Below are 13608 nucleotides of genomic sequence, written 5' to 3' on the forward strand. Positions count from 1 at the left end.
TCATGGAGGGGAGCGGGGGCAGATGGGCGAGGGGACAGGCAGCGCCGATTATGTGATGAATGCGAAGCGCGACCGGCTGGTCATCACCGCGTCGGCTCTGGGCACCGTATTCGAATGGTATGATTTCTACATCTATGGCGTGCTTGCGCCCATCATCGGACGCACATTCTTTCCGACCGATAATCCCACGGTCGAGCTGCTCTATTCCCTTGCCGGATTCGCCATCGGCTTCGGCTTCCGTCCATTGGGAGCGGCGCTGTTCGGCTATCTGGGTGACCGGCTGGGACGCAAATATACTTTCCTCGCCACGATCGTCCTGATGGGCGGAGCGACGGCGGGTGTCGGGCTGACGCCGTCTGCCGCCAGCATCGGCATTGCCGCTCCCATCATCCTCATCCTGCTCCGCATCGCCCAGGGGCTGGCGCTGGGCGGCGAATATGGCGGAGCAGCCATCTATGTCGCGGAACATGCGCCGCCCGGAAAGCGCGGCTTCTATACCAGCTTCATCCAGGCGGGCGTGATTGGCGGATTCATCCTGTCGCTGGTGGTGGTCGTCGTCACCCAATGGCTGGTGGGCGCGGAGGTATGGGACAGCTGGGGCTGGCGCCTGCCCTTCATCTTTTCCCTCGCCTTGCTCGCGATTTCGCTCTGGATGCGGCTGATGCTGCGCGAAAGTCCGGTCTTCGCGGCGATGAAGGCGGCGGGGGAACAATCCCGCAATCCCCTCAAGGAGGCATTCACCTTTCCCGGCAACAAGCGCCGGATGCTCGTGGCGATGGTCGGCATTGCGGCGGGCTTCACCGTCATTGCCTACACCGTGATGTTTCAGGCGCTTTATTTCCTGCAAAGCGGGCTTCATGTCGCGCCGGGTATCGCCCAATTGCTCGTGGGCGGCAGCGCCTTCGCGGGCATGGCGGCATTTGTCTTCTTCGGCTGGCTTTCGGACAGGATCGGGCGCAGAAAGCCGATCATCGTCGGCTATGCGCTGGTGCTGCTTCTTCTCATTCCGATCTATCAATTCATGGGAAGCATGGCCAATCCAGCCCTGACCCAGGCAGCGGCGAAGGCTCCGGTGGTGGTGCGCGGCCCTGACTGCTCGTTCGATCCTTTCGCCAAGGTCCAGCCAACGGGGTGCGGCAAGCTGCTCGACCATTTTTCGAAGCGCGGCATTCCCTATGACGCCGTTGCGGGCAGGGAACCGTCTGTAACCATCGGCGGCGATCCGGTCGCCGGCCTCAGCAGCAAGGGGATCGAGGCTGCGCTTGCCGCCAATGGCTATTCCACGGGGCAAGTCACGCCGGATTGGCCCCGCGCGGCACTGGTGTTCGTCGCGCTGCTGCTGCTGTGGACGCTGTCGGGCGCGACCTATGGGCCGGTGGCCGCGCTTCTTTCCGAATATTTTCCCGCGCGCATCCGTTACAGTTCGCTGTCCATCCCCTATCATATCGGGACGGGCTATTTCGGCGGGTTCCTGCCGCTGGTCAGCCAATATATCGTTGCGCGCACGGGCGATCCCTATGCGGGGCTGTGGTACACGATCGCGGTGGTCGCGGCGGCGCTGGTGACCTGCCTTGCCGCGCTGCCGGAGACGCGCGGAGCGAAACTCGACGCGTGACGGCCTCGACGCGCCGGATGGATGAGGCTATCGCGGCGCGATGACGGATTTCACTGCTCCGCTGCGCCTTCGCCTGGATGGCGATGCGCTTGTGTCAAACTGGTCCTGGCTGAATGCGCGCAGCGGAAAGGCCGCTTGCGGGGCCGCGATCAAGGCGGACGGATATGGCACGGGCGCGGCCGAAGTGATGCGCCGCCTGATGAAGGCCGGGTGCCGCGATTTTTTCGTGTCCAACTGGGGCGAGGCGATCGCGGTCGAGCCGCTGCTGGAACAAGGGGTTTCGCTGGCCGTGCTGCATGGCGTTCGTGCGGAGGACATGGCGGCCGCGCTGCAATCGCGTGCGCGGCCGGTGCTGAACAGCCCGGCGCAGATAGCGCGATGGAAAGGCGCAGGCGGCGGCGCTTGCGACGTGATGGTGGATACCGGGATGAACCGCCTTGGCCTCGACTGGCGGCAGGATGTCGTAGCCGAAACGGAGGAGCTGGAGGTCGTGACGCTGCTAAGCCATCTCGCCTCCGCGGATGAGGATACGCCGCTTACCGCCACGCAGTTGAACCGGTTCCAAGACATCAGGAACATCGTGCCTGCCGCCCGCTACAGTCTGGCCAACAGCGCTGGCATATGCCTGGGCGAAAGCTACGCCTTCGATCTGACCCGTCCGGGGCTGGCGCTCTATGGCGGCGTTCCTCGCGCGCAAGCGGCTGGCGCGATCCGGCAGGTCGTCTTTCCGCAGGCGCAGGTGTTGCAAAGACGGCGCGTGCTGGCTGGCGACACCATCGGGTACAACGCCACCCATATCGCGGAGCGCGACATGGAGGTTGCGGTCCTCAATCTCGGCTATGCGGACGGATATTTGCGCGGCTTTTCTGGGCGCGGCAGTGTTGCCTTCGAAGGCGAAAGCCTGCCGGTCGCCGGACGCGTTTCGATGGACCTCGTGGCGGTCGATGCCAGCCGCTCGCCTCATGTCGCGGAGGGCGATTGGGTGGATATAGACTATGCGCTTCCATCGGCCGCTGCGGCTTCGGGATTGTCCCAATATGAGTTGCTGACGGGTCTCGGAGCCCGATTTGATCGCGTCTGGTACTGAACGCGGGCCATAAAAAAGCCGCCAATCCCGTGTGGGAGATTGGCGGCCCGGTCAGTTCAGCAATAGAGATCAGCGTTCAATGCACATCGAAACGCCCATGCCGCCGCCCACGCAGAGGGTGGCGAGGCCCTTCTTGGCGTCCCGCTTCTGCATCTCGTAGAGAAGCGTGGTCAGGACGCGCGCGCCGGATGCGCCAACGGGATGGCCGATGGCGATCGCGCCGCCGTTCACATTCACCTTTTCCGGGTCCCAGCCCAGTTCCTGCCCGACAGCCAGAGCCTGGGCAGCGAAGGCTTCATTGGCCTCGATCAGGTCGAGATCGGCAAGCGACCAGCCCGCCTTGGCGAGAGCGTTGCGAGTGGCCGGGGCCGGGCCGATGCCCATGATGGCGGGATCGACGCCGCAGGTCGCGAAGCTGGCGATACGGGCGAGGACGGGCGCGTTGCGGCGGGCCGCTTCCTCCGCGCTCATCACCACCAGAGCGGCCGCGCCATCGTTGATGCCGCTGGCGTTGCCCGCAGTCACGGTGCCGTCCTTCTTGAAAGCAGGACGCAGCGACTGAACAGCCTCCAGCGTCGCACCGGCGCGGATATATTCGTCGGCGTCCACGACCGTGTCGCCCTTGCGGCCCTTGATCGTCACGGGGACGATTTCATCCTTGAAGCGGCCGGAAGCGCGCGCCGCCTCTGCCTTGTTCTGGCTGCTCACGGCGAACTGGTCCTGCGCCTCGCGGCTGATCTGATATTTTTCCGCCAAATTTTCGGCGGTGACGCCCATGTGGTAATTGTTGAACGCGTCGGTCAGCCCGTCATGGGTCATGGTGTCGATCAGGGTGATCGGCCCCATCTTGGCACCAGCGCGCAGATATTGGGCATGCGGAGCGAGCGACATGCTTTCCTGTCCGCCAGCGACCATGATGCGCGCGTCGCCCGCCCTGATCGCCTGCGCCGCCAGAGCGACTGCGCGCAGGCCGGAGCCGCAAAGCTGATTGAGCCCGACGGCGGTCCTTTCAACCGGGATGCCTGCGTTCACGGCCGCCTGCCGCGCCGGGTTCTGGCCCTGTCCCGCCGTCAGGATCTGGCCCAGAATGACTTCATCCACCTCTTCGGGTGAAACGCCCGCTTGCTCCAGCGCGGCGACGATGACGGCGCGGCCAAGCTCATGCGCCGGGGTGGAGGCGAAAGCGCCCATGAAACTGCCAACAGCGGTGCGCTTGGCTGCGGTGATGACGATGTCTGACAACGGCCCAATCCTTCGGTCTGGTGACGAATTTGGCGCCGCCTTACCATCATCCCCCATGGGTGGAAAGCCATTCGGACAGCGGTTTCCACAAGAGATTGCGCGACTTGCCGCCCACGATCATGCCCACATGACCCAGGTCCAGAGTGAAGCCACCGTCAAGCGCCGGGGCCGCAGCGGCAGGCACGATCCTGTCCGTCGAGGAGCGGATCGACATGGTGGGGCAGGCAAGCGCGGCGGGGTCCGCGATCTGGTCCGCGACCCGCCATTGCAGTTGTCCCGGCAGGTTGGCCGCATAGAATTTTTCGAACAGGTCCTCACCCGCCGCGAATGTCAGAGGCGCTCCGCCATTGGCCCAATCCTCCACCGCCAGAAAGGCGCGCTCCGCTTCGGAGCCCGTCTCCATCGACGCGAAAGCGGCATATTTCTGAATCGTCCGCGCCGGATCGAGCGCCCAGAAGCCGGATTGAAGCACCTCCATCGGAACATAGCCCAGCCGCTCGCAAGTCGGCTTTGCATTGTTCCAGAGGGATGCGATCAATTCCCTGTCAGCGGGAGGGAAGCCGTCAAACTGCCATGGCGCTGCAATGGTGGCGACCGCCTGAACCTCCATGAGCGCTGCCGCGCCGATCGCCAGGCTGCCGCCAAGGCAATATCCCACCAGGATCGGCGGCCGGGGCAGGGCAGCGAGCATGGGGAGCAGGCGGCCGGTGACATGGCCGTCCAGTCCCAAATGCCTGTCTTCGCTGGCGGGGCGTCCCCAATCGACCAGATAGGCGTCATGTCCTGCTGCGGCCATGTGGCGCAGCATGGACCGGCCTTCCGACAGGTCGAGCACCTGCGGCGGATTGATCAGCGAAGGGATGAAGATGACGGGCGCACGGCCATTTTCGCGTCCGAAACGCAGCAATCGTGCGCTTCCTGCGGATGCGAACGGCGCTGGAACGGGCGGCGGCGCGGGGCGAACCGTCTCCTGATATCTGCGTAAGCCGCGGAATGCCGATTGTCTCAAATCGGGATTCCCTTCGGTTTGCCGCCACAAAATGCTGAGAAACAGGGGTAAAGGTCGTGGGCCATGTTGCGGTGCGGCAACGCCCTGTGCTAATGCGGAAACTACAGGTGTGGGAGAGGAATCCATGGCCAAAACCAAGACCGCGAACCTTTCAGAACCGGTCATTATCAAAAAATACGCGAACCGGCGTCTCTATAACACGGAAACGTCGAGTTACATCACGCTCGATCTGCTGTCCCAGATGACTCGTGAGGGGCGCGAGTTCGTGGTCGTGGACGCAAAGACGGGTGAGGATATCACCCATAATGTCCTGACACAGATCATCATGGAAGAGGAACAGCGAGGCAAGAACATGCTGCCAGTGAACTTCCTGCGCCAGCTGATCGCCATGTACGGCGATTCCATGCAGTCGATGGTGCCGCAATATCTGGAAGCGTCAATGGATGCTTTCCGCAAGAACCAGATGCAGTTTCAGGAAGCGATGAAGGGCGCGTTTGGCGGCGGCCCTCTGGCGGAAATCGCCAAACGCAACATGCAGATGTTCGAAGCGGCCGCTAGCGCCTTTGGCAATGTGCCGGGGATGCCGGGCGCTTCCGGGACGGCTTCTGCGCCAGCCCCAACGCCAACGCCCGCCGCATCGGAGGGCAGCAAGGATGACGAGATCGCGCAGTTGAAGGCGCAGCTTGCGGCGCTTAATGCGAAGATCGACAAGCTGAACTGAGGCGCGGGTTCGGGGTCGACGGAAGGGCGCGCTTGGCTTATGGCGCGCCTTCCTTTCAAGAAGATCAAGGTCTGTCCCAAGTGAAGCACGCGCTTTCCGTCACCCGCGAACAGGATTTTGCAGCCTGGTATCAGGCCGTCATTTCCGAAGCCGATATGGCCGAGGAAAGCGGCGTGCGCGGATGCATGGTGATCCGGCCATGGGGCTATGGCATCTGGGAACGCATCCAGAAGCTGCTGGACGATCGCATCAAGGCGACCGGCCATGAAAATTGCTATTTCCCGCTGTTCATCCCGCTGTCCTATTTCGAAAAGGAAGCGGAGCATGTTGACGGCTTCGCCAAGGAAATGGCGGTCGTCACTCACCATCGCCTCGTCCAGAAGGACGGCAAGCTGGTGCCCGACCCCGAAGCGAAGCTTGAGGAACCGCTGGTCGTCCGTCCCACGTCGGAAACGGTCATCGGCGCAGCCTTTTCGCGCTGGGTGCAAAGCTGGCGCGATCTGCCTGTCCTGATCAATCAGTGGGCCAATGTCGTCCGCTGGGAAATGCGCACGCGCATGTTCCTGCGCACCGCTGAATTTCTCTGGCAGGAAGGGCATACCGCTCATGCCAGTGCGGAAGAAGCGGTGGAAGAAACGATGAAGATGCTGGAAGTCTATCGCAGCTTCGCCGAGGAATGCGTCGCCATGCCGGTGATTGCGGGCGAGAAACCGGAAAATGAACGCTTCCCCGGCGCCATCGCTACCTATTCGATCGAAGCGATGATGCAGGATGGCAAGGCGTTGCAGGCGGGCACGTCGCACTTTCTGGGCACCACTTTCTCATCGGCGCAGAATATCAAATTCCAGAATGCCGAAGGGCAGCAGGAACTGGCCCAGACGACTAGCTGGGGCATGTCGACCCGCATGATCGGCGGCCTCATCATGGTGCATGGCGACGATGACGGGCTGCGCGTGCCGCCGCGCATCGCCCCCTATCAGATCGTCGTCGTGCCGATGCTGCGCGATACGGAAGAGGATGCCGCGATCCTTGCCTATTGCGGTGAACTGGTGGCGGAACTGAACAAGCAGGATGTGTTCCGCGAACCCGTTCGCGCATTGCTCGACCGGCGTGCGGCGAAGGCAGCGAACAAGCGCTGGAGCTGGGTGAAGAAGGGCGCGCCGCTCGTGATCGAAGTGGGCGGACGCGATGTCGCGGGCGGCAATGTGTCGGTGATCCGGCGCGATCGCCTCTATCGCGAGGATGGCAAGCTCGACAGCCAGATTGTCGCGAAGGACGCCTTTGTGGCGCAGGCGGCGGCGATGCTGGAGGAGATTCAGAAGGCGCTGTTCGCGGACGCCCATGCGCGGCTGCATGGCGGCATCGATCGCTCCATCACTTCGCTTGACGCGCTGAAAGCCTATTTCGCGGCGAGCAAGAAGCAGGGCTGGGCACTGGTGCAATGGGCCAAGCCGACGGGGGCTGAACTCGACAAGGTGGTCGAGTGGCTCAAGGGCGAAAAGCTGACGCTGCGCAATGTGCCGGTCGATGCGGAAGTGGCTGACGGCGTCTGTATCTTCACCGGCGGGAAAGCGGTCGAGCGGGTGCTGGTCGGGCGGAGTTATTAATCAAAACAGCCCCTCCCTTAAAAGGGAGGGGCTATTGCGCATCACAGCACATATTTGCTGAGGTCGGTGTTCCGCGCCACTTCGCCCAACTGCTTTTCGACATAGGCCTGATCGATCACCAGCGTTTCGCCCGCCCGATCCTCGGCATCGAAGCTCACATCTTCCAGCAGCTTTTCCATGACGGTCTGCAACCGCCGCGCGCCGATATTCTCCACCTCGCTGTTCACCTCCGCCGCGATGCGGGCGATGGCGTGGATGCCGTCCGCCGTCAGGTCGATGGTGACGCCCTCGGTCGCCAGTAGCGCGCGATATTGCTCGACCAGGCTTGCCTTCGTGTCGGAAAGGATGGCGACGAAGTCATCCTCCGTCAGCGCCTTCAGTTCGACGCGGATCGGCAGGCGGCCCTGAAGTTCGGGCAGCAGATCGCTGGGCTTCGCCACATGGAACGCGCCTGAGGCGATGAAGAGGATATGGTCGGTCTTGAGCGGCCCATATTTGGTGGAAACCGTCGTCCCTTCGATCAGGGGCAGCAGATCGCGCTGCACACCCTCGCGGCTGACGGATCCGCCGCGCACGTCGCTGACCGCGATCTTGTCGATCTCGTCCAGGAACACGATGCCGTTCTGCTCGGCGCTGGCAATGGCGACGCGGGCGACGTCATCCTGGTCCAGCCGCTTGTCCTGCTCCTCTTCCACCAGCTTGTCCCATGCCTCAGCGACGCGCAATTTGCGGCGCTTCTTCTGGGTCTGGCCAAAAGCCTTGGACATCATGTCGCTAAGGTTGATCATGCCGATCTGGCCGCCCATGCCGGGAATCTCCATCGGCATGGAGGGGCTGTCGGCGACTTCCACTTCCACCTCGACATCATTCATCTGGTCATTTTCGATGCGCTGGCGGAAGGACAGGCGCGTGGCTTCGCTCGCCTCCTTGCCGGTCAGCGCATCCAGCAGGCGGGACATTGCCGCTTCGGACGCGGCTTCCCGCACGGATTCGCGGCGGCGATCGCGCTCCAGGCGGACGGCTTCTTCGACCAGGTCGCGCACGATCTGCTCCACGTCACGGCCGACATAGCCGACCTCGGTGAACTTGGTCGCCTCGACCTTCACGAACGGCGCATCGGCCAGTTTCGCCAGGCGGCGGCTGATCTCCGTCTTGCCGCAGCCGGTGGGCCCGATCATCAGGATGTTCTTGGGCGTCACCTCGTCGCGCAGATCGGGCGAGAGGCGCTGCCGCCGCCAGCGGTTGCGCAGGGCGACCGCGACCGCGCGCTTGGCTTCGGACTGCCCGATGATGTGCGCGTCGAGCGCGGAAACGATGGCTTTGGGGGTCAGGTTGTCGTTCATCTCTTTCCTTGTCCCTTCCAAGGGAGGGCAGGGGGTGGGAGCGATTGCGTTGGCAAGCGCCTGCAACGGTCGAAGGGACAGGCCAGAACGCGTGCCGCGCGACCCATCCCAACCCCTCCCTTGAAAGGGAGGAGCCAGAAAAATCAGGTGGCGCTCGCCAACTCCTCGACCACCAGCTCGTCGTTGGTATAGACACAGATGTCAGCGGCGACCTTCATCGCCTTGCGAGCGAGCGTTTCGGCGTCCTCTTCATATTCGACCAGGGCGCGCGCGGCGGCCAGGGCGAAATTGCCGCCCGATCCTATCGCGGCCACGCCGCCAATCGGTTCCAGCACATCGCCGTTTCCGGTCAGGATCAATGTCACATCCTTGTCGGCGACGATCATCATCGCTTCCAGATTGCGCAGATATTTGTCCGTGCGCCAATCCTTGGCCAGTTCGACGGCAGCGCGCATGAGCTGGCCATTATGCCGCTCCAGCTTTGCCTCCAGCCGTTCGAACAGGGTAAAGGCGTCGGCGGTCGCGCCCGCGAAGCCGCCGATCACCGATCCGTCATGCAGGCGGCGGACCTTGCGGGCGTTGGGCTTCATGACGGTCTGGCCCATGGATACCTGGCCATCGCCAGCGACGATCACCTTTCCATTCTTGCGCACCGACATGATGGTGGTGCCGTGCCACACGGGAAAGCTGCTGGAATGTTGGTCGTTCATGGCGCGGCATATGGGATCGGCCGCCGTTCCGCGCAAGCGTGGAGCGGCCTCGCGCCGGAACGTTCCATTAAGAAGGTGAAATATGACAATCCGTTCAGGAACCAACTCCGGTTAATTGACATTGTGCACCGCGACATGAATCATGACCGACCAATGACTAGAGGTAGCTTATGTCTCTGAAGGCCAGAGCCAGGGAGAAGGTCGAAAGGGCGGGAATCTCCAACTATTCCTTCGATCACGATGTGCTGGTGATGTGCGGCGTGCGCTACACCCTGGCCGCATGCAGTTGCGGGGAGCCGGACTGTGACGGCGTTCGTCTGGAACGAAGCCCTGGGATGCCCCACCACATCCTGCAATGATCAGATGGAGCGATGCGCTCCTTATGTCAGTGCATCGCATCCTTGCCCGCGCGGCCCACGGATTCGATGTCGCGCCCCACACCCTGTACCGTATTGCAGGCGGCGAGGATGGACAGGATCAGCCCGGCAAGCAGCAGGGCGGCGGTCTGGCGCATGAATGACACTCCTTGATAGCCCGCTTTCTATAGACAGCAGAGGACCGCCGGATAAAGTGATTTTCAGCGGCTGATCGCGTCCCTGCTTGACAGGAGGGGACACGGGTGCCAATGGCCGCATCCTCCTTTCAGGGGGCGCGTAGCTCAGCGGTAGAGCACACCCTTCACACGGGTGGGGTCACAGGTTCAATCCCTGTCGCGCCCACCATGGCATCCTTGTCATGGCAGGAAATATTATTTCTCCACATTGATCTTTTCGTCCGCAGCGGGCTAATCTTTCGTTTGTAAAACATGGCTGCTCGCGGGGCGGCCAAGGCGAAAGGTTGACCATGTCCGCAGCCATGAAAAGCGGCGTTGCCATAGGCGCTTTGCTGGCGCTGTCCCAAATGCCGGCGCACGCGGGTGAGGCGCTGACGCTGGAGCGGGTCTTCGCCAGTCCCGATCTTTCGGGACCTCAGCCGCGCGCCCTCAAAATCTCCCCCGACGGCAGCCTCGTAACCCTGCTGAAGCCGCGCCCGGACGAGAAGGAACGGCTGGACCTGTGGGCGATCGACAGCGCCACGGGCGCCGAACGGATGCTGGTTGATTCGAAGAAGACCGGCAGCGGGGCGGAATTGTCGGAAGCCGAAAAGATGCAGCGTGAACGTGACCGCTCAGTCGCGGGCAGCACCGGCATCGTCAGCTATGACTGGGCGCCGGACGGCAAGTCCATCCTCGTTCCCGTCGACGGCGACCTTTACCTCGCAAAGCTGGACGGGCAGGTCACCCGCCTCACCCAGACTCCCGATGGCGAGCTGAACGGCGTCGTCAGTCCCAAGGGCGGCTTCGTGTCCTTCGTGCGCGGCGGCAATCTGTTCGTGCAGCCCATCGACGGACAGGAGCGGCAACTGACGGACGGCGCGAGCGATACCGTCAGCTGGGGCATTGCTGAATTCGTCGCGCAGGAGGAAATGGATCGCCGCACCGGCTATTGGTGGTCGCCCGATGACCGGATGATCGCCGTCGCCCGCGTGGATGAAAGCCCTGTCGGCATCGTCACGCGCACGGCGATCGGCGGCGAAGGCACCAGGGTCTATCAGCAACGCTATCCAGCGGCAGGCTCCCCCAACGCACTCGTTGACTTGTACGTCATGAAGCCGGACGGGTCGGGCAAGGTCAAGGTCGATCTAGGCCCCAATGCGGACATCTACCTCGCCCGCGTGGATTGGTCGAAGGATGGCAGGACACTCTATGTCCAGCGCCAGAGCCGCGACCAGAAAATGCTGGACCTGCTTGCCGTGGATCCCGCAACGGGCAGGGGGAGGATCGTCCTCACCGAAAAGGCGAAAAGCTGGATCAACCTCTCCAACAATTTCCATAGCCTTGGCGATGGCAGCTTCCTCTGGTGGTCGGAAAAGAGTGGCCATGGCCACCTCTATCATGTCGATGGTTCCCGCTGGACGGCGCTCACCAGCGGCGATTGGGAGGTTCGCGACCTTATCGGCGTGGATGAGGCGAACGGGACCGTCTACTTCACGGGCAACAAGGAAACGCCGCTGGAGCAGCAGCTCTATGCCGTCCCTCTGCGGGGCAAGGGTCCGGTCCGGCAGCTTACCAGCAGCGGTTGGTGGAACGATGCCGTCATGGACGGCGCGGCGACCCGGCTTGTCGTGTCACGCAGCAATGTGGATCAGCCCAAGCAGGTCTATCTCGCCGATCGGGAAGGCAAGCGCGTGCGCTGGCTGTCCGAAAATGCGATCGCGGGGGATCATCCCTACGCGCGCTATCTCGCCAGCCATGCCAGGACGCGCTTCGGCACGTTGAAGGCCGCCGATGGGTCCACCCTCCATACCCGGATCATGACGCCGCCGCTTGAGCCGGGCAAACGCTATCCGGTCTTCATGCTGCATTATGGCGGGCCGGGCGCGGGGCGCGTCGTCACGAACCAGTGGAGTTCGCCCATCTACCAATATCTGGTCGACCGCGGCTGGATCGTCTTCGCGGTGGACAATCGCGGCACGCCTGACCGGGGCAAGGCTTTCGAGGACCAGTTGTACCGCGCCATGGGAACGGTCGAGGTCGAGGACCAGCTAAAGGGCGTGGAGTGGCTGAAGACGCAGCCCTATGTCGATCCGCAGCGGATCGCGACTTATGGCTGGTCCTATGGCGGCTATCTGTCGCTCAAGCTGCTGGAAAAGGCGCCCGGCGTCTTTTTCGCCGCGATTGCCGGAGCGCCGGTCACGCGATGGGAGCTTTATGACACCCATTATACCGAACGTTATCTCGGCATGCCGCAGGATAAGCCCAGCGCCTATCCGGCTTCGGGCGCGTTGGAGGATGCGGCGAAGATCAGCGATCCGCTCCTCATCATCCACGGAATGTCGGATGACAATGTCGTGTTCGACAATGCGACGGCGCTGATCGCGAGGATGCAGGCGGCGGCCGTTCCGTTCGAGATGATGGTCTATCCGGGGCAGACGCATCGGGTAGGCGGTCCGGGCATCAGCGTTCACCTGTGGCGGACGATAGAAGACTTTCTGTCGCGCCACGGGAATGCGGAGGAGGATTCCGCCAAATAACCTGCCCTGTTTCCGCGACGGCAGGAATCCAGTTCAGCCCTCTCAATCATCCCCAAAATGCCGGTGCGACAAGCACAGCTTTGCCGCGCCAAAGGTGCTTCACGCTGGACAAACGGCGCAATGCCGCTATGGCGCGCACTTCCGCAATTTTGCACGGAGTGGAGTCTTTAGTCATGGGTTACAAGGTCGTCGTCGTTGGTGCCACGGGCAATGTGGGCCGCGAAATGCTGACCATTCTCGCCGAGCGCGAGTTCCCGATTGACGAGATCGCGGCGGTTGCTTCGCCCCGGTCGCAGGGCACCGAAATCGATTTCGGTGAAACCGGCAAGACGCTCAAATGCAAGAATATCGAGCATTTCGATTTCACCGGCTGGGATATCGCCCTGTTCGCCGCGGGTTCCGGCCCGACGGCGGAATATGCGCCCAAGGCGGCTGCGGCGGGTTGCGTGGTGATCGACAACAGCTCGCTCTATCGCATGGACCCGGACGTGCCGCTGATCGTGCCGGAAGTGAACCCGGACGCGATCGACGGCTATACGAAGAAGAACATCATCGCGAACCCCAACTGCTCGACCGCGCAGATGGTCGTGGCGTTGAAACCGCTGCATGACGCAGCGACGATCAAGCGCGTCGTCGTTGCGACCTACCAGTCGGTTTCCGGTGCGGGCAAGCAGGGCATGGACGAACTGTTCGAACAGTCGCGCAACATCTTCGTCGGCGATCCGGCCGAGCCCAAGAAGTTCACCAAGCAGATCGCCTTCAACGTGATCCCGCACATCGACGTCTTCCTGGAGGACGGCTCCACCAAGGAAGAGTGGAAGATGGTCGCGGAAACCAAGAAGATCCTCGATCCCAAGGTGAAAATCACCGCGACCTGCGTGCGCGTTCCCGTCTTCGTCGGCCACTCCGAAGCGCTCAATATCGAGTTCGAAAAGGAGATTTCGGCGAAGGAAGCACAGGATATCCTGCGGGAAGCGCCGGGCGTGATGCTCGTCGACAAGCGCGAAGATGGCGGTTACGTCACTCCCGTCGAGTGCGTGGGCGACTATGCCACCTTCGTCAGCCGCGTGCGTGAGGATTCGACGATCGACAATGGGCTGTCGCTCTGGTGCGTCAGCGACAATCTTCGCAAGGGCGCTGCGCTGAACGCGGTGCAGATCGCCGAACTGCTGGGCCGCCGCCACCTCAAGAAGGGCTGAGCC

Annotated in this window: 12 protein-coding genes and 1 tRNA gene; 8 read left to right on the forward strand and 5 right to left on the reverse strand. The window is 62.7% G+C overall.

Annotated elements, in window-relative coordinates; translation table 11 throughout:
- Positions 1–22 precede the first annotated feature (22 nt).
- Entirely contained in the window at positions 23–1615 is a 1593-nt protein-coding gene (locus ET21_RS0125050; RefSeq protein ID WP_030541818.1) for an MFS transporter, read from the forward strand.
- Positions 1616–1655: 40 nt separating this feature from the next.
- Positions 1656–2702: an alanine racemase gene (alr, locus tag ET21_RS0125055; RefSeq protein WP_030541819.1), complete on the forward strand. Its 1047-nt coding sequence runs from the start codon at positions 1656–1658 to the stop codon at positions 2700–2702.
- Positions 2703–2771: 69 nt separating this feature from the next.
- On the opposite strand, the gene ET21_RS0125060 is transcribed toward alr, so the two are convergent.
- The gene (locus tag ET21_RS0125060) at positions 2772–3944 is read right to left on the reverse strand and encodes an acetyl-CoA C-acetyltransferase (RefSeq protein WP_021236582.1); all 1173 of its coding nucleotides are present in this window, start codon (positions 3942–3944) and stop codon (positions 2772–2774) included.
- Positions 3945–3990: 46 nt separating this feature from the next.
- Positions 3991–5079, reverse strand: a complete 1089-nt coding sequence (locus tag ET21_RS0125065; RefSeq protein WP_237751666.1) for an alpha/beta hydrolase — start codon at positions 5077–5079, stop codon at positions 3991–3993.
- Between ET21_RS0125065 and phaR the strand changes: the two genes are divergently transcribed.
- Both phaR and proS read left to right on the forward strand, forming a co-directional pair.
- Positions 5078–5674: a polyhydroxyalkanoate synthesis repressor PhaR gene (phaR, locus tag ET21_RS0125070; RefSeq protein WP_030541821.1), complete on the forward strand. Its 597-nt coding sequence runs from the start codon at positions 5078–5080 to the stop codon at positions 5672–5674. The genes ET21_RS0125065 and phaR overlap by 2 nt on opposite strands.
- Positions 5675–5754: 80 nt before the next feature.
- On the forward strand, positions 5755–7281 hold the full coding sequence (gene proS / locus ET21_RS0125075; RefSeq protein ID WP_030541822.1) for a proline--tRNA ligase: 1527 nt from the start codon (positions 5755–5757) through the stop codon (positions 7279–7281).
- A 41-nt stretch (positions 7282–7322) separates the two neighbouring features.
- Here the strand turns inward: proS and hslU are convergent, their stop codons facing one another.
- A complete protein-coding gene (gene hslU, locus ET21_RS0125080) occupies positions 7323–8624 on the reverse strand; it encodes an ATP-dependent protease ATPase subunit HslU (protein WP_030541823.1) in 1302 nt (433 codons plus the stop codon).
- A gap of 143 nt (positions 8625–8767) precedes the next feature.
- Positions 8768–9334 carry an ATP-dependent protease subunit HslV gene (gene hslV / locus ET21_RS0125085; RefSeq protein WP_030541824.1) on the reverse strand — a complete coding sequence of 189 codons (567 nt, stop codon included), beginning with the start codon at positions 9332–9334 and terminating at the stop codon, positions 8768–8770.
- A gap of 170 nt (positions 9335–9504) precedes the next feature.
- Here hslV and ET21_RS28710 point away from each other — a divergent pair, with 170 nt between their 5' ends.
- Positions 9505–9693 carry a hypothetical protein gene (locus tag ET21_RS28710; RefSeq protein ID WP_021236588.1) on the forward strand — a complete coding sequence of 63 codons (189 nt, stop codon included), beginning with the start codon at positions 9505–9507 and terminating at the stop codon, positions 9691–9693.
- A 26-nt stretch (positions 9694–9719) separates the two neighbouring features.
- On the opposite strand, the gene ET21_RS0125095 is transcribed toward ET21_RS28710, so the two are convergent.
- Positions 9720–9848 carry an entericidin A/B family lipoprotein gene (locus ET21_RS0125095; RefSeq protein ID WP_030541825.1) on the reverse strand — a complete coding sequence of 43 codons (129 nt, stop codon included), beginning with the start codon at positions 9846–9848 and terminating at the stop codon, positions 9720–9722.
- Positions 9849–9981: 133 nt separating this feature from the next.
- Here ET21_RS0125095 and ET21_RS0125100 point away from each other — a divergent pair.
- The 3 genes from ET21_RS0125100 (at position 9982) to ET21_RS0125110 (ending at position 13605) form a co-directional block, all read left to right on the forward strand.
- Positions 9982–10056 (forward strand) — tRNA-Val (locus tag ET21_RS0125100).
- 121 nt (positions 10057–10177) lie between these two features.
- Positions 10178–12406, forward strand: coding sequence for a S9 family peptidase (locus tag ET21_RS0125105; protein ID WP_030541826.1), 2229 nt, complete (start codon positions 10178–10180; stop codon positions 12404–12406).
- A 173-nt stretch (positions 12407–12579) separates the two neighbouring features.
- Entirely contained in the window at positions 12580–13605 is a 1026-nt protein-coding gene (locus ET21_RS0125110; RefSeq protein ID WP_021236591.1) for an aspartate-semialdehyde dehydrogenase, read from the forward strand.
- Positions 13606–13608 lie beyond the last annotated feature (3 nt).

The sequence above is a fragment of the Sphingobium sp. DC-2 genome, assembly GCF_000722555.1.
Classification (GTDB): domain Bacteria; phylum Pseudomonadota; class Alphaproteobacteria; order Sphingomonadales; family Sphingomonadaceae; genus Sphingobium; species Sphingobium quisquiliarum.

Excerpts from the sequence above, each read along its gene's own strand:
- ET21_RS0125050 (WP_030541818.1), top strand. The coding sequence starts at position 23 with ATGGGCGAGGGGACAGGCAGCGCCGATTATGTGATGAATGCGAAGCGC.
- alr (WP_030541819.1), top strand. The coding sequence starts at position 1,656 with ATGACGGATTTCACTGCTCCGCTGCGCCTTCGCCTGGATGGCGATGCG.
- phaR (WP_030541821.1), top strand. The coding sequence starts at position 5,078 with ATGGCCAAAACCAAGACCGCGAACCTTTCAGAACCGGTCATTATCAAA.
- ET21_RS0125065 (WP_237751666.1), bottom strand. The coding sequence starts at position 5,079 with ATGGATTCCTCTCCCACACCTGTAGTTTCCGCATTAGCACAGGGCGTT.
- hslU (WP_030541823.1), bottom strand. The coding sequence starts at position 8,624 with ATGAACGACAACCTGACCCCCAAAGCCATCGTTTCCGCGCTCGACGCG.
- hslV (WP_030541824.1), bottom strand. The coding sequence starts at position 9,334 with ATGAACGACCAACATTCCAGCAGCTTTCCCGTGTGGCACGGCACCACC.
- ET21_RS28710 (WP_021236588.1), top strand. The coding sequence starts at position 9,505 with ATGTCTCTGAAGGCCAGAGCCAGGGAGAAGGTCGAAAGGGCGGGAATC.
- ET21_RS0125095 (WP_030541825.1), bottom strand. The coding sequence starts at position 9,848 with ATGCGCCAGACCGCCGCCCTGCTGCTTGCCGGGCTGATCCTGTCCATC.
- ET21_RS0125105 (WP_030541826.1), top strand. The coding sequence starts at position 10,178 with ATGTCCGCAGCCATGAAAAGCGGCGTTGCCATAGGCGCTTTGCTGGCG.
- ET21_RS0125110 (WP_021236591.1), top strand. The coding sequence starts at position 12,580 with ATGGGTTACAAGGTCGTCGTCGTTGGTGCCACGGGCAATGTGGGCCGC.